Source organism: Rosenbergiella australiborealis (assembly GCF_018494035.1).
Classification (GTDB): Bacteria; Pseudomonadota; Gammaproteobacteria; order Enterobacterales; family Enterobacteriaceae; genus Rosenbergiella; species Rosenbergiella australiborealis.
Window position 1 is genome coordinate 152,079 of sequence record NZ_JABBFO010000004.1, and the last position, 16,574, is coordinate 168,652.

15 protein-coding genes are annotated in these 16,574 nt (G+C 45.7%); all 15 read right to left on the bottom strand.

Features of this window, described 5'->3' with window-relative positions:
* Positions 1–40: 40 nt before the first annotated feature.
* On the bottom strand, positions 41–1,501 hold the full coding sequence (tolA, locus tag HGT73_RS06505; RefSeq protein ID WP_214212853.1) for a cell envelope integrity protein TolA: 1,461 nt from the start codon (positions 1,499–1,501) through the stop codon (positions 41–43).
* A 25-nt stretch (positions 1,502–1,526) separates the two neighbouring features.
* The gene (tolR, locus tag HGT73_RS06510; protein WP_214212854.1) at positions 1,527–1,955 is read right to left on the bottom strand and encodes a colicin uptake protein TolR; all 429 of its coding nucleotides are present in this window, start codon (positions 1,953–1,955) and stop codon (positions 1,527–1,529) included.
* Positions 1,956–1,969: 14 nt separating this feature from the next.
* Positions 1,970–2,656, bottom strand: coding sequence for a Tol-Pal system protein TolQ (gene tolQ, locus HGT73_RS06515; RefSeq protein ID WP_214212855.1), 687 nt, complete (start codon positions 2,654–2,656; stop codon positions 1,970–1,972).
* Positions 2,653–3,057: a tol-pal system-associated acyl-CoA thioesterase gene (gene ybgC / locus HGT73_RS06520; RefSeq protein WP_214212856.1), complete on the bottom strand. Its 405-nt coding sequence runs from the start codon at positions 3,055–3,057 to the stop codon at positions 2,653–2,655. Before ybgC ends, tolQ begins: the two co-directional genes overlap by 4 nt.
* A 239-nt stretch (positions 3,058–3,296) precedes the next feature.
* Positions 3,297–3,407 (bottom strand): cytochrome bd-I oxidase subunit CydX, encoded by a 111-nt coding sequence (gene cydX, locus HGT73_RS06525; RefSeq protein WP_214212857.1) that lies wholly within the window; start codon positions 3,405–3,407, stop codon positions 3,297–3,299.
* Positions 3,408–3,419: 12 nt separating this feature from the next.
* Positions 3,420–4,559, bottom strand: coding sequence for a cytochrome d ubiquinol oxidase subunit II (cydB, locus tag HGT73_RS06530; protein ID WP_214212859.1), 1,140 nt, complete (start codon positions 4,557–4,559; stop codon positions 3,420–3,422).
* A 24-nt stretch (positions 4,560–4,583) separates the two neighbouring features.
* Complete coding sequence (gene cydA / locus HGT73_RS06535; protein ID WP_214212861.1) at positions 4,584–6,140, bottom strand: cytochrome ubiquinol oxidase subunit I; 1,557 nt, start codon at positions 6,138–6,140, stop codon at positions 4,584–4,586.
* A 410-nt stretch (positions 6,141–6,550) separates the two neighbouring features.
* Positions 6,551–7,426, bottom strand: coding sequence for a succinate--CoA ligase subunit alpha (gene sucD, locus HGT73_RS06540; protein ID WP_214212863.1), 876 nt, complete (start codon positions 7,424–7,426; stop codon positions 6,551–6,553).
* Positions 7,426–8,592 carry an ADP-forming succinate--CoA ligase subunit beta gene (gene sucC, locus HGT73_RS06545; protein ID WP_214212865.1) on the bottom strand — a complete coding sequence of 389 codons (1,167 nt, stop codon included), beginning with the start codon at positions 8,590–8,592 and terminating at the stop codon, positions 7,426–7,428. Before sucC ends, sucD begins: the two co-directional genes overlap by 1 nt.
* A gap of 56 nt (positions 8,593–8,648) precedes the next feature.
* Positions 8,649–9,869, bottom strand: a complete 1,221-nt coding sequence (gene odhB / locus HGT73_RS06550; protein ID WP_214212867.1) for a 2-oxoglutarate dehydrogenase complex dihydrolipoyllysine-residue succinyltransferase — start codon at positions 9,867–9,869, stop codon at positions 8,649–8,651.
* A gap of 12 nt (positions 9,870–9,881) precedes the next feature.
* Positions 9,882–12,695: a 2-oxoglutarate dehydrogenase E1 component gene (gene sucA / locus HGT73_RS06555; RefSeq protein WP_214212869.1), complete on the bottom strand. Its 2,814-nt coding sequence runs from the start codon at positions 12,693–12,695 to the stop codon at positions 9,882–9,884.
* A gap of 217 nt (positions 12,696–12,912) precedes the next feature.
* The gene (locus HGT73_RS06560; protein ID WP_214212871.1) at positions 12,913–13,626 is read right to left on the bottom strand and encodes a succinate dehydrogenase iron-sulfur subunit; all 714 of its coding nucleotides are present in this window, start codon (positions 13,624–13,626) and stop codon (positions 12,913–12,915) included.
* A 15-nt stretch (positions 13,627–13,641) separates the two neighbouring features.
* Positions 13,642–15,408, bottom strand: coding sequence for a succinate dehydrogenase flavoprotein subunit (gene sdhA / locus HGT73_RS06565; RefSeq protein ID WP_214212873.1), 1,767 nt, complete (start codon positions 15,406–15,408; stop codon positions 13,642–13,644).
* On the bottom strand, positions 15,408–15,755 hold the full coding sequence (gene sdhD / locus HGT73_RS06570) for a succinate dehydrogenase membrane anchor subunit (RefSeq protein WP_214212875.1): 348 nt from the start codon (positions 15,753–15,755) through the stop codon (positions 15,408–15,410). The genes sdhA and sdhD overlap by 1 nt, the downstream gene beginning before the upstream one ends.
* Positions 15,749–16,138: a succinate dehydrogenase cytochrome b556 subunit gene (sdhC, locus tag HGT73_RS06575; RefSeq protein ID WP_214212877.1), complete on the bottom strand. Its 390-nt coding sequence runs from the start codon at positions 16,136–16,138 to the stop codon at positions 15,749–15,751. Before sdhC ends, sdhD begins: the two co-directional genes overlap by 7 nt.
* Positions 16,139–16,574: the final 436 nt, after the last annotated feature.

Consider the following 16,574-nt stretch of genomic DNA (forward strand, 5'->3'; position numbering starts at 1 on the left):
TCCAGCGTTCCCTGTCACCACAGGTTGTACTACATCAAACTTATTGACCGGGTTTAAAGGTAATCGTCGCTTCTTTTACCGCTTCCCAAACATCTTGACTAGGCGGTTTCGGAATATGAGCCATTCGTGATGCCGTTAAAGCTGCCTGACATAACGCTGGATCTCCCCCTGCCGACGTTGCCGTAATTAATAACCCATCAGGAGCTAATTTTATATGCACTGAGCATTGTTTGCCGACATAATTATCTGCATCGTAAAACTTGCTCTGAATAGCACTTTGCACTTGTCCTAAGTAGCTTTGTATTGCTGCACCTGAAGCACCCGATTTTTTCTGATGCCCTTCTCCTGATGCCCCACCACTTGCTGCAGATTTAGGGGCATTCTTCCCTGAGGATAATCCACCTAATAGATCATTTAATGCAGCATCACTTTTAGCCGCTTTCGCCTTCGCTTCGGCAGCCGCGGCGGCTTTAGCTTCAGCTTTCGCTTTGGCAGCAGCTTCTGCTTTAGCCTCGGCTTTCGCTTTGGCAGCAGCTTCTGCTTTAGCCTCGGCTTTCGCTTTAGCAGCGGCTTCTGCTTTGGCTTTCGCCTCTGCAGCGGCTTTCTCTTTGGCTTCAGCAGCTGCTTGTGCTTTGGCTTCTTGGGCAGCTTTCGCTTTTGCCTCAGCAGCCGCTTGTGCTTTCGCTTCCCGAGCGGCTTTTGCTTCTTGAGCCGCCTTTTCTTTTGCCTCTGCAGCAGCTTGTGCTTTCGCTTCTTGGGCTGCTTTTTCTTTTGCCTCTGCAGCTTGAGCTTTAGCCTCTTGGGCTGCTTTTTCTCTTGCCTCTGCAGCTTGTGCTTTAGCTTCTTGCGCCGCTTTTAGTTTTGCTTCAGCGGCTGCTTGTTTGGCTTCTTCAGCGGCTTCTGCTTTCGCTTGAGCAGCGGCTTGCTTAGCCTGTTCAGCGGCTTCTGCTTTCGCTTGAACGGCGGCTTGCTTAGCCTGTTCAGCGGCTTCTGCTTTCGCTTGAGCGGCAGCTTGCTTAGCCTGTTCAGCGGCTTCTGCTTTCGCTTGGGCAGCGGCTTGCTTAGCTTCTTCTGCGGCTTCTGCTTTCGCTTGGGCCTCAGCTTCTTTCTGCTGCTTAGCCGCTTCTGCCTTCGCCTGAGCGGCGGCTTGTTTAGCTTCTTCTGCGGCTTCTGCTTTCGCTTGGGCCGCGGCTTCTTTCTGCTGTTTAGCCGCTTCTGCCTTCGCTTGAGCAGCGGCGGCTTTTGCTTGTTCGGCGTCTTCCTTCGCCTGCTCTGCCTTAGAGTCGTGTTGACTCTGTTTTGATGCGTTATATTGTTCCACTACGGCGCCGGGATCTACCATTACTGCATCAATGTCACTACCACCACCGCCACCAGAGCTTGTTTCGATATGTTCGTTCATTGAGCTAACAATCAAAATAGCAAAAAGCACAACGTGCAATGCTATTGAAATAATGATAGCCCTTTTTAACTTATCGTTTTGTTCCGTTAACTTCGACACTCACGATTCCCGATCTGATTCGCTATTAAATGGGTTGTGTCATTAAGCCTACTGATTTTACTCCTGCTTGGTGTAGGAGATTCAGCGCCTTAATAATTTCGTCGTACGGCACTTCTTTCGCACCCCCAATTAGAAAAACCGTTTTAGGATTTTGTTCTAATTGACGCTGTGCTTCATTCACTACCTGTTCAGGTGGAAGCTGTGACATACGATTATGATCGACAATAATACTGTATTGACCGACCCCTGCGACTTCAACAATGACCGGTGGATTATCATCACTCGATACCGTTGTAGAATCCGTCGCATCTGGCAGGTTTACCTCTACGCTTTGCGTAATGATAGGAGCCGTTGCCATGAATATCAGTAATAAAACAAGTAAAACGTCCAATAATGGGACGATGTTAATTTCTGATTTTAAGTCACGACGTGCGCGACCGCGCGATCTTGCCATGAGTCAACCCCTAATTACTTGGTCACTTCGCTGCTATAAGCCTGGCGATGCAATATGGCAGTAAATTCTTCTGCAAAATTGTCATAACCCTGTTCAAGCTTATTAACGCGTTGATTAAGACGGTTATAGGCCATTACCGCAGGGATCGCCGCGAAAAGACCGATTGCTGTAGCAATAAGTGCTTCAGCAATGCCGGGAGCAACCATTTGTAAAGTAGCTTGCTTGACGGCACCAAGGGAAATAAAGGCATGCATGATCCCCCAGACAGTCCCGAACAATCCAATATAAGGACTGATCGATCCCACCGTTCCAAGGAAGGGGATATGGGCTTCCAGCGTTTCTAGTTCACGATTAGTAGAAATACGCATAGCACGCGTCGCGCCTTCGACGACAGCATCAGGTGCTGGAGTATTAATTTTGTGCAAACGCGCGAATTCTTTAAAGCCGGAATAGAAGATTTGCTCTGTACCGGTTAACTCATCACGCCTCGCGAGGCTCTCTTGATATAATTTAGATAAATCAACACCAGACCAAAATTTCTCTTCAAATTCAACAACTTCACGCGAAGCTGCATTGAGAATCCGGGTGCGCTGAATAATAATAGCCCAAGAAACAATTGAAAAAGCTATTAAAATCAACATGATGAATTTGACCAAAAGGCTTGCCTTGAGGAACAAATCAAGAATATTCATGTCAGTCACTGCTTGAACTCCGCGACAATAAACGTAGGAAGCGCAATTGGCTTCATCTGGTGTAAATTAATGCAGGCAATCAACACCTCTGCTTCATTAATTACCTCTCCTTGAGCATTTACTATTCGCTGGAGAAAAGTAATGGTGGCGCGTGTCATTTTGACAACTTCAGTTGTCACCTCAAGCATATCGTCTAAACGGGCAGCCGCGCGGTAATCAATACTCATTTTTCGCACCACAAAACCTATTTGGTTTTCCAGTAAAAGCTGTTGATTAATCGCTTTGGCACGTAACATTTCTGTTCTTGCACGCTCATAAAATGCGACATAGCTTGCATGGTAAACCACGCCTCCGGCATCAGTGTCTTCAAAGTAAACTCTGATTGGCCAACGAAACAGCATTTGACTCACTCCACATCCCTATAATAGTGTAAACGTTGCTACTATACGCAAGAGCAATGAGCTTGGGAATGGGGCAAACTCTGCTTGATAAAATAATTATTTTTCTTTACGTATTGATAGCATTAACCGGTATAAATTAAAATTTAATAGCCTTAATAATCAAAGTGTTAACTTTTAACGTAAAAAACCCCATCGTTTTTAAGCAATGGGGTTAGATAGAGAGTTAAACAAACTTCATCAAGAAAAGGTTATTGAGAATTAGGGTTTTTCTCTTTTTCACTGTTTTCTAATGCTAAAGCCGTCATTACGCCAAATGAACAGGCCAACAATGTGCCTAATATCCAAGCAAAATACCACATGACCGTTTTCTCCTAGTACAGTGAGTGTGTGTTCTTTTCAATGTCTTGATGAGTCACCCGACCAAACATTTTGTAATAACACCAAATGGTATATGCCAAGACGATCGGTACGAATATGATTGCGGCAAATGTCATGGTGGTTAGAGTTAACTGACTCGACGTTGCGTCCCACATCGTTAAGCTATTATTAATAACGGTACTGGACGGCATAATAAATGGAAACATGGTCACCCCTACGGTCATAATGACACAGGCAATCGTCAATGATGAGCTCAAGAAAGCCCAACCGCCACGTCGCGTAAAGCCGAGTAAGAAGGTCACTATCGCGCAGAGCAGCCCACCGATTGGGAAAATCCATAAAATTGGCGTGGTTGAATAATTCGTCATCCATAATCCCACCTCGGTGACCACTTCTTTACCTAGCGGGTTCGATTGCGCAGCGTGATCAAGTGTCGAGGCTAATTGATAACCGTCAATACCCACTGCTAACCAAATGCCAGCTAATGCAAAGCAGATAAACATTACCGCTGAACTGATTTGCACTACGCGTTGACTACGCTTCAATAGCACCGAATCAGTACGCATCATCAGATAAGTAGCCCCTTGAGTTAAAATCATCGTAAGGCTGACAATCCCGGTTAACAACGCAAACGGATTCAACAGTTGAAAAAAGTTACCGGTGTAAAATAAACGTAGGTCGTTATCAAAATGAAAAGGAACGCCCTGTAACAGATTTCCAAATGCGACCCCAATCACTAGGGGGGGAACAAAACTTCCGATAAAAATTCCCCAATCCCACATACCACGCCACTTTGGATCTTCGAGTTTTGAACGGTAATCAAAACCAATTGGGCGGAAAAATAACGATGCAAGCACTAAAATCATTGCAACGTAAAATCCTGAAAATGCTGCGGCGTATACCATTGGCCATGCGGCGAATAGTGCCCCCCCTGCGGTGATCAACCATACTTGGTTACCATCCCAATGGGGAGCAATACTATTGATCATGATTCTGCGTTCGGTATCAGTGCGACCAATGAGTCGCCCTAGCATCCCGACCCCCATGTCAAAACCATCGGTTACAGCGAAACCAATGAATAAGATACCGATGAGTAGCCACCACACAAAGCGTAATACTTCGTAATCAAACATGAATGCGTCCTCGATTATTGAGACTTAAGCTTTATCCGTAGATTGCTCATGATGGTAACGGCCCGTTTTTAAACTTGACGGCCCTAAGCGGGCAAACTTAATCATCAAATACATTTCGGCAATAATGAATAAGGTATAAAGACCCAGCACGAGTGTCATGGAAAAGAGCAAGTCACCTACCGTTAGCGATGAGTTAGCCACAGCCGTCGGTAATACTTCACCGATCGCCCAAGGCTGACGGCCATATTCGGCAACAAACCATCCTGATTCGACAGCGATCCAAGGTAGCGGTAACGCACAGATTGCAGCTTTAAGTAAGAAGCGATTTTGTCCAATACGGTTACGGATGACCGAAATAAACGAAGCTGCTATCACTAAGAAAATTAACACGCCGCACAACACCATAATTCGGAATGAAAAATAGAGCGGTGCAACACTCGGAATAGAGTCTTTTGTCGCGAGTTGAATTTGGGCTTCCGTCGCATCGCTTACATTAGGCGTATAGCGTTTAAGCAACAAACCATATCCCAAATCTTTTTTATAGTGGGAGAAGGCTTCACGCACGCTACTTTCTTGGTTGCCACTACGCAGTTCACTCAGTAATTCATACGCTTTCATACCATTACGGATACGAATTTCGTGCTCGGCAAGCAGATCTTTTAACCCTAATACCGGCTTATCCGTTGAACGAGTAGCAATTAGTCCGAGTAAATACGGGATTCGGATAGCATAGTGATTTTTCTCAGCTTGTTGATCAGGAATTCCAAAAAGAGTAAAAGCAGCCGGCGCCGGTTGGGTTTCCCACTCCGCTTCAATGGCCGCTAATTTGGTTTTTTGTACATCCCCCATTTCATAGCCAGATTCATCACCCAGGATAATGACCGAAAGCACAGCTGCGATACCAAAGCTGGCCGCAATCGCAAATGAACGTTTCGCAAAAGCGATATCTCGCCCTTTAAGTAAATACCATGCACTAATTGCCAACACAAAGATTGCACCAGTGGTATAACCTGACGCCACCGTGTGGACGAATTTTACCTGTGCAACAGGATTTAGGACTAATTCAGAAAAACTTACCATTTCCATGCGCATGGTTTCAAAATTGAATTCTGATGCGACTGGATTTTGCATCCATCCATTTGCCACTAATATCCAGAGCGCAGAGAGGTTTGATCCCAGTGCGACTAGCCACGTTACCGCCAAATGTTGAATTTTACCTAAACGATCCCAACCAAAGAAAAATAAGCCAACAAAAGTTGATTCTAAAAAGAACGCCATCAACCCTTCAATCGCGAGCGGCGCACCGAATATGTCCCCAACATAATGCGAATAATAAGACCAGTTAGTACCGAATTGAAACTCCATGGTTAAACCGGTCGCTACACCCAGAGCAAAATTGATCCCAAACAATTTTCCCCAAAATTTCGTCATGTCTTTATAAATTTGCTTTCCAGTAAATACATAGACCGTTTCCATAATGGCGAGCAAAAACGCCATACCGAGGGTCAGGGGTACGAAAAGGAAATGGTACATTGCAGTCAAAGCAAACTGTAGGCGAGAGAGTTCGACAATATCAAACATTCTTACTCCTTGTTTAACTCTAGTTTTCACCAGTTACTGGAAGGTAGTTGCAATAAACTTAATGAAATCTAAATTAAGAGTGTTAATAACCCAGCGTAATATTAATGAATATCAATTATTGTTAGGCTGCTCGTTATCCACTTTTTTTCCTAAAAACCAATTATTAACGTGTGCTGAAAATGCTAATTATTTTGGACGATTTAGGATCAACAAGTAGATAGTGAAAGATAATGTAATCTTAGTGATTAATTATTTCTAGAAACTAGCGAAGGGTAAATTGATCTTGATCTATATTTTTATAACTATATTTTTAGAAAAGTATAATGTTAAATTTATGCTTTAAATTTGTTTTATTTTTAATAAAAAAAGCCACCGATATTTCGATGGCTTGGTAGTGACTTCACTTTTTTTTATTTAGCAGGCAGTACCGCTTTTACGGCATCACCAATATCGGCCAGACTGCGAACCGTTTTCACTCCAGCGGCTTCTAAGGCTGCAAATTTTTCATCTGCGGTCCCCTTACCACCAGCGATAATTGCGCCTGCATGGCCCATACGTTTACCTTTAGGGGCAGTCACACCAGCAATGTAACTCACCACAGGTTTAGTGACATGGGCTTTGATATAGGCTGCTGCCTCTTCTTCCGCACTCCCACCTATCTCACCAATCATCACTATGGCTTCAGTCTGCGGATCTTGTTCAAATAAGGCTAATATGTCGATAAAACTTGAACCTGGGATAGGATCACCACCAATTCCCACACAAGTCGATTGGCCATAGCCAATATCCGTCGTTTGTTTAACCGCTTCGTATGTCAAGGTTCCTGAACGAGAAACAATCCCAATACGTCCCGGTTGATGAATATGACCTGGCATGATACCTATTTTACATTCACCCGGTGTGATAACCCCTGGACAGTTAGGGCCGATCATGCGGACACCAGCTTGGTCTAATTTAACTTTCACCGTCAACATATCTAAGGTTGGGATCCCTTCAGTGATAGTGATGATTAATTTTATTCCCGCATCGATTGCTTCCAAAATACTGTCTTTACAGAAAGGAGCCGGTACATAGATGACGGAAGCCGTCGCTCCCGTGGCCTCGACAGCTTCACGAACGGTATTAAAGACTGGTAGACCTAAATGTGTCGTTCCGCCCTTACCAGGAGTCACACCACCGACCATTTGTGTGCCATAAGCGAGAGCTTGTTCGGAGTGAAATGTTCCTTGCCCCCCCGTGAAGCCTTGGCAGATCACTTTGGTATTTTTATCGATTAAAATAGACATTATTTCCCCTCCGCCGCCGCTACAACTTGCTGGGCAGCATCCGTTAAGCTGGTCGCAGCAATGATATTTAACCCACTCTGCGCAAGGCGTTGTGCCCCTAGCTCAGCATTGTTTCCTTCCAAGCGAACAACGACGGGTATACTTACACCTACTTCTTCAACCGCCCCGATAATACCATCGGCAATTAGATCGCAGCGTACAATACCCCCAAAAATATTAACCAACACCGCTTTTACCGCGTCATCAGAAAGAATAATTTTAAAGGCTTCAGTAACGCGTTCTTTCGTCGCACCGCCACCCACATCAAGGAAGTTAGCAGGTTGACCACCGTGGTGCTTGACAATATCCATTGTGCCCATAGCTAGGCCAGCACCATTGACCATACAGCCGATATTTCCGTCAAGCGCAACATAGTTTAGTTCCCACTGCGCTGCATGTGCTTCGCGCGGATCTTCTTGGCTTGGATCGTGCATTTCACGGAGTTCGGGCTGGCGGAACATCGCATTACTGTCCGCAGCGAGCTTACCATCTAAACAGATGAGATCGCCTTGGGTCGTGATAACTAATGGGTTAATTTCCACGAGGGCTAAATCACGCTCTAAGAAAAGTTTAGCTAATCCCATAAAAATTTTAGCAAATTGACCGACTTGTTTGCCTTCCAGACCAAGCTTAAATGCTAACTCGCGGCCTTGATAAGGCATTGGACCCGTTAACGGATCTACCGCCATTTTGTGAATTAAGTGTGGCGTTTCTTCTGCCACTTTCTCAATTTCAACCCCACCCTCAGTGGAGGCCATAAAGACAACGCGACGGCTACTACGATCCACCACCGCACCAAGGTATAATTCTTTATCAATATCGGTCGCTGCTTCGACTAAAATTTGGTTAACAGGCTGGCCTTGGGCATCAGTCTGATAAGTCACTAAGCGCTTACCTAACCAACCTTCAGCGAAACTTCTTATTTCTTCTTTGCTATGAACAACTTTTACGCCGCCCGCTTTGCCACGCCCGCCCGCATGAACTTGGCATTTTACAACCCAAGGGCCGTTACCTATTTTTGATGCAGCTTCTTCTGCTTCACGTGGCGTCGTGCACGCGTAACCTGTTGGAGCAGGTAGACCATAACGTGCAAAGAGCTGTTTCGCCTGATATTCATGTAAATTCATAGGGTATTATCCATTCAGGTCAAAAAAGAGGCGCGCTTAACACGCGCCTACAGTAATTAAACATCCAGTAATAGGCGGGCAGGATCTTCGAGCAGTTCTTTAATAGCAACGAGATAACCCACAGACTCGCGCCCGTCAATTAAACGATGGTCATAAGAGAGGGCCAAATACATCATCGGCAGAATTTCAACTTGGCCATTTACCGCCATTGGGCGATCTTTTATCGCATGCATACCGAGAATTGCACTTTGCGGCGGATTGATAATTGGTGTCGACATTAACGAACCGAATACGCCCCCATTTGTAATGGTGAAGTTACCACCGGTGAGCTCTTCAACGGTTAATTTGCCATCACGACCTTTGATTGCCAGTTCTTTAATTTTTTTCTCGATATCCGCCATACTCAGCGCATCCACGTCTTTTAGTACTGGCGTTACCAGTCCACGAGGCGTTGAGACGGCAATGCTGACATCAAAATAGTTGTGGTATACAACATCGTCGCCATCGATTGACGCATTGACTTCCGGGTAGCGTTTGAGTGCTTCAACCACAGCCTTTATATAGAAAGACATAAAACCTAAACGGACACCATGACGTTTCTCAAAGGCTTCGCCATACTGCTTACGCATTTGCATGATTGGCTTCATATTGACTTCGTTAAACGTGGTCAACATGGCTGTACTGTTTTTTGCTTCCAGTAAACGTTCCGCAACACGTTTACGTAAACGTGTCATCGGTACGCGTTTTTCGCTACGATTAGAGAGCGGGACTGGGGTGGTTGGTACCGTTGTCTCGGGTTTTGGCGACTGTTTTGCTGCCGCAAGATGTTTCTCAACATCTTCACGCGTGATTCGCCCACCTACTCCCGTTCCCTTAATTTGCGTAGCATCCAACGTATGCTCCGCAATAAGACGACGGATCGCCGGCGTTAAGAAGTCATTGGACTCTTCATCAGCGGTAACCGAAGAATCTGTCGGCGCGACGGCTGGGCTTTGAGACGTCGTTGGTGATACAGAGCTCTCTTTACCGGCACTGTTTCCTTCTTTCAGGCGTCCGAGTAGTTGACGAGCAACAACCGTTGCACCTTCTGCCTCAATAATCGCTTCGAGAATGCCGTCTGCGGCCGCTGGAACTTCTAAAATCACTTTATCGGTTTCGATTTCAACCAGCACTTCATCGCGCTGGACGCTGTCACCGGGCTGCTTATGCCATGTTGCTACAGTGGCATCGGCAACGGATTCCGGCAAATCGGGAACGAAAATTTCTAAGCTACTCATTGTCTTTCCTTTTTAACAATCAACGTTCAGCGCATCATTAACTAATTCTTGCTGCTGCTTTTGGTGAATAGACATATATCCGACCGCTGGCGAAGCAGAAGCGGCTCGGCCTGCATAACGTAATTTGGCGCCCGCAGGGACAACATCATGGAAATTATGTTGGCAACAATACCAAGCGCCTTGGTTCAATGGCTCTTCTTGGCACCAAACAAAATCGGTGACATGACTGTAAGCGCTAATTGCGTGCTGTACTGCTTTATGAGGGAAGGGATACAACTGCTCAATACGAATGATGGCAACATTTTCTTGCTCATTCTTCCGGCGTTGCTCCAACAGATCGTAATAGACTTTTCCTGAGCAAAGTACCACGCGCTTCACACCCTGCGGATCTAAACTATCGATTTCAGGAATCGCTGGGAGAAATTCACCCTGAGCCAGTTCATCCATCGTTGAAATCGCTAACGGATGACGGAGTAACGATTTTGGCGACATGACGACTAAGGGGCGACGCATCCCGCGTAAGGCTTGACGGCGGAGCATATGGTAGACCTGAGCGGGCGTTGAAGGAACGCAGATCTGCATATTCTGATCGGCACACAGCTGTAAATAACGCTCGAGACGCGCAGAAGAGTGCTCAGGGCCTTGCCCTTCATAGCCATGAGGCAATAACATCACCAGCCCACACATCCGCCCCCATTTTTGTTCACCAGAACTAATAAATTGGTCGATAACGACTTGGGCACCGTTTGCAAAATCGCCAAATTGCGCTTCCCAAATAGTCAGGGTGCGCGGCTCAGCCGTTGCATAACCATACTCGAAAGCTAATACGGCTTCTTCAGAAAGTACCGAATCCCAGACTTTAAATACGCCCTGCCCTTTACGCACATGATGCAGCGGCGTAAACGTTGAACCATTGGTTTGATTGTGGATTACCGCATGGCGATGGAAGAATGTCCCACGGCCCGAGTCTTCCCCAGATAAACGCACAGAAACCCCTTCGTCAACGAGCGTTGCGTAGGCTAAGTTCTCCGCGCCACCCCAATCAAAGGGTTTATTCCCTTCAGCCATTTCATGACGGTCGTTATAGATTTTTTTAACACGAGACTGTGCTTCGATTTCATGGGGAATTTGACTAAGATTAATCGCTAATTGTTTTAAACGAGTCTGGTCAACTGTTGCCGGATAGGCTTCATCCCATTCATGATTCAAATAAGGTGACCACGTGCAAGAGTTGACTGTCATCGGACGCCACTCTTCAACGACACACTCACCAGCATCTAACGCATCACGATAAATATTCACTAATTCGGTGATTTCACCCGCAGTGACGATGTTTTGTGCTGCCAGTTTATCGGCATAGATCTTACGTGGTGTCGGATGTTGCTTGATTTTTTTATACATTAAAGGCTGAGTCGCACTTGGCTCATCAGCTTCGTTATGTCCGTGACGACGGTAACAGACGAGATCAATAAAGACATCACGTTTAAAGGTATTGCGGTAATCCAGCGCTAAGCGCGTGACAAAAGCAACGGCTTCTGGATCATCTGCATTGACATGGAAGATTGGCGTTTGGATCATCTTTCCAATATCAGTACAGTAAGGGGTCGAACGTGCGTCTTTTGGATTAGAGGTGGTGAAACCAACTTGGTTGTTAATTACGATACGCACCGTACCGCCAACCATAAACCCACGTGCTTGTGACATGTTCAACGTTTCTTGAACAACACCCTGCCCTATCACCGCCGCATCACCGTGTATAGTAATGGGCAATACTTTGTTGATGGATGAAGGCTCGTCCAGACGATCTAAACGTGCTCGTACCGACCCCATTACCACCGGGCTAACAATTTCTAAATGCGAGGGGTTGAACGCTAAAGCTAGGTGAACTAGCCCACCTTCGGTTTCGAGATCTGATGAGAAGCCCATATGGTACTTCACATCTCCTGCCCCGAGATGCTCATGGTGCTTACCTGCAAATTCATCAAAAAGATCTTGAGTCTTCTTACCCAGTACGTTGATTAAAACGTTAAGGCGGCCACGGTGAGCCATGCCCAAGACCACTTCTTGCGTACCTTGTTTCCCAGCATGGCGGATCATTTCGCGCAGCATGGGAATGAGTGCATCCCCACCTTCCAGCGAGAAGCGTTTTGCTCCTGGGAATTTAGCCCCCAAATACTTTTCCATGCCTTCAGCAGCAGTGAGTTCTTTTAGGAATTTAATCTTTTCTTCTGTACTGAACGTCGCCTGACCCGCGACTGACTCAATACGTTGTTGGATCCAACGCTTCTCTTCGGTATTGGTGATATGCATATATTCTGCACCAATTGAACCGCAATAAGTTTGTTTCAATGCTGCATAAATTTCCGAGAGTTTCATGGTTTCTTTGCCCGATGCAAAAGACCCTACATTGAAACTCTCGTCAAAATCGCTAGGACTTAAACCATGAAAAGCGGGATCCAGATCCGCGACATCTTCTTGCTGCCATAACCCTAGCGGATCTAAATTCGCTTTTTGGTGGCCACGGAAGCGGTAGGCATTGATCAGCTGTAATACTTTAACTTGTTTAGAGTTAGTTTCAGGATCACTGACTGATGTGGTGTATCGCGTCGCATCTTTGGCTAATCGCCGAAAATACTCTCGAGTTGTGGAATGAAATTGATCAGGTTTTAAAGCGTCCGCGGGGAACTGAGCGAACCTTTCACGCCAGACACTATCTACCGAATCAGGATCAGTGAGGTAGTCCTCGTATAACTGTTCGATATAAGACTGGTTCGCGCCGGCCAGCCAAGAGGTGTCTAGCCAGGATTTCATTGCGCTATTCTGCATGGTGATCCCTTAAGCAATGCTATGCTTTTCGTAATATAATTTCACCGTTAAACGGAGATACCCGAACAGAAACCTCTCTGTTCTAACGGTCCAGCAATACGAGTGCGATAAATCCTGCTCCCGTAGGGGAACCTTTGCCAAGCAGACTGACAGTCTTTAGTCCAATTGGCAAAGCATCCATAAGCAAACGGGGGGAAATTCCCCCCGTAAATCCGCTTTATGCACCACGTTTTAGTAACATGGATTTAATATGACCAATCGCTTTAGTAGGATTGAGCCCTTTAGGACAAACATTGACACAATTCATAATGCTATGGCAACGAAATACACTAAATGCATCGTCCAAATTATCTAAGCGCGATTCCGTCTCTGTATCTCGGCTATCGATCAGGAATCGATAAGCTGCAAGTAACCCAGCCGGACCGATAAATTTATCGGGATTCCACCAGAAAGAGGGGCACGAGGTGGAACAACACGCGCAAAGTATACATTCATATAACCCATCAAGATGAGCACGTTCATCAGGTGATTGTAAAAATTCACGCGCTGGTGGATTTTTATTATCATTCAACAAGAAAGGTTTAATCTTTTCATATTGAGTATAAAACTGTGCCATATCGACTACTAGGTCACGAATAACCGGCAAACCAGGTAAGGGACGAATGACAATTTTACCTTTTCCTGATAGGGCAGATACCGGGGTAATACAAGCCAGCCCATTCTTACCATTCATATTGATGCCGTCGGAGCCGCAAACCCCTTCACGGCATGAGCGACGAAAAGCTAAGGTCGGATCTTGCTCTTTTAACTTGATGAGCGCATCCAGCAACATCATGTCACGCCCTTCTTCCGCCTCCAGCGTATAATCTTGCATACGCGGAGCATCGTCGACTTCTGGGTTATAGCGATATACAGAAAATTCGAGTTTCATCGGTCTCTCCGCCAATTAATAAGTACGCACTTTAGGAGGGAATGGTGCACGCAGTGTAGGCTGCATATTCACCTCTCGCCGGGTCATACTCTCACTCTGTGGCAGATAGAGGCTATGACATAACCATTTTTCGTCATCACGATCTGGATAATCAAAACGACTGTGTGCACCACGACTTTCCGTACGATAGTTAGCGGCAACCGCGGTTGCATAGGCCGTTTCCATCAAGTTATCGAGTTCAAGACATTCAATACGCTGTGTGTTGAAATCTGGCGAACGATCATCAAGACGTGCATTTTGTAAACGTTGACGGATAGATTTAAGCTCTTCAAGACCGTTTGCCATCGCATCCCCCTCACGGAAAACTGAGAAGTTATGCTGCATACAGGTTTGAAGCGCTTTGCGAATTTCAGCAGGATCTTCACCTTCACGGTTGTTTTCCCAACGCTGATAACGACTCATCGCTTGGTTAATCTCTTCTTCCGTAGCGTCACGCAGTTTACCTTGAGATGTGATCGATTCTTGTAAGTGTATACCGGCAGCGCGGCCAAAAACGACCAAATCTAATAGCGAATTCCCACCTAAGCGGTTTGCCCCGTGTACCGATACGCAAGCAATCTCACCCACAGCAAACAATCCTGGTATGACGACATCATTACCTTGCTCGTCAACCGTCAAGGCTTGACCTGATACTTTGGTTGGGATGCCGCCCATCATATAATGGCAAGTTGGGATAACTGGGATTGGCTCTTTAATTGGATCGACATGCGCGAAGGTACGTGATAGCTCAAGAATACCGGGAAGACGTGATTCCAACACCTCACTGCCGAGATGATCCAGTTTAAGCTTCAGATGGGGTCCCCAAGGACCATCACACCCGCGCCCTTCACGGATTTCTATCATCATCGAACGCGCGACGACATCACGACCCGCAAGGTCTTTGGCGTTAGGTGCATAACGCTCCATAAAACGCTCACCATGCTTGTTCAATAAGTAGCCACCTTCACCACGACATCCCTCAGTGACGAGGACGCCGGCACCTGCAATACCCGTTGGGTGGAATTGCCACATTTCCATATCTTGAACTGGCACACCCGCGCGTAGCGCCATACCCACACCATCGCCAGTATTAATGTGTGCATTCGTCGTCGACTGATAAATACGCCCTGCGCCACCCGTCGCAAGAACAGTCGCTTGCGCTTTAAAATAGACCACTTCTCCAGTTTCAATACAAATGGCCGTACAACCAACTATTGCTCCATCGGCATTTTTCACCAAATCTAAAGCGTACCATTCAGAAAAAATAGTTGTCTGCTTTTTTAAGTTTTGTTGATACAGCGTATGCAGTAGAGCATGTCCAGTACGGTCAGCCGCCGCTGCGGTACGTGCAGCTTGCTCACCGCCGAAATTTTTGGATTGCCCACCAAATGGACGTTGATAAACGCGTCCATCTTCCAGACGAGAGAACGGCAGCCCCATATGTTCAAGTTCTAAGATCGCTTCCGGGCCGGTTTTACACATATACTCGATCGCGTCTTGGTCGCCGATGTAATCGGAACCTTTGACGGTATCATACATATGCCATTCCCAGTTATCTTCGTGAGTATTTCCTAGTGCAACGGTAATCCCACCTTGTGCAGAGACGGTATGTGAACGCGTTGGAAAGACTTTGGACAATAATGCACAACTTTGACCAGATTCTGAAATTTGTAATGCGGCACGCATTCCTGCGCCACCCGCACCAATAACAATGGCATCAAATTCTCTAACAGGCAGTTTCATTACGCACCCCACACGACAAATGTTCCATAGATCGCATAGCTAGCTAATGCGACGATGATGATCAGTTGCACAACAAGACGGATGGCTAAATTCTTAACGTAGTCAGTCAAGACTTGCCACATGCCGATCCAGCCGTGAATAAGAATGGACAGTAGGGTAAGGAGCGTAAAGACTTTAGTGAATGACGTCGCAAAGAACCCACGCCATATATCGTAGTTTATTGGACCACTTACAACAAAAAAACCGAGAATATAGACTACATACAATGCAATGACTATCGCTGCCGCACGCAATAATAGCCAGTCATGGACGCCATTCCTTCCCAGTGCGGATACATTGTTTACCATACGAGAACCCCCGCTAAAATCGACAATATGGCGGCAATAACAAATGAAGCGATTGCACTTCGTTTGCCAGCAACCATCGTTTCTTCCATAAAGCCAAAGTCCGCAAGTAGATGACGGATACCTCCGACAATGTGGTAAGCCAGCGCAGTCAGAATTCCCCATAGGATGAATTTCACGAAGAAACTTCCCATAATAGCGGCGGCTTTATCGAAACCTTCTGGAGATGAGAGAGAGAGCCCTAACAGCCAAAGAAGAATACCTAGTGCAACAAAGGTAATAACCCCTGAAACACGGTGGAGAATGGATGCTATTGCAGTAACGGGAAACCGGATCGTCGAGAGATCCAAGTTGACAGGTCTTTGTTTATTCACGGTTTTGCCCACACAGCTCTTTTTTATTTTGTCTCCTCCGGCCCTGCTGTTTGCCAGCTTCTGGTGAAGCTCACGCACAGAACAGTTACATCCAGTGTTAGACGAAAAACGCTGGCTGCCTCCTGAAACAGGTAAATCCGGAGACCTAGTAGGGATTATAGATAGATCACATTATTATTACAATTACTCTACAATTTCTTTGTGTAAATAAAAACAAATCAGTGATCTCTCTCACTATAACTGATATTTACCGATTGCTAATCTACTGATTTGATGTAAATAAATAACTATTCTTACAGCTAATCACACTAAAACATAAAATGAAATTTTGTTATTGTGAGCCGATGGTTTCATAGCTAAAGGTTATGAAACCATCGACCCGATCACGAAACTGATTTTTTTTATTGAGCATTCAAATCCAGCAATATTAAGTAAAATGATTTTAAAA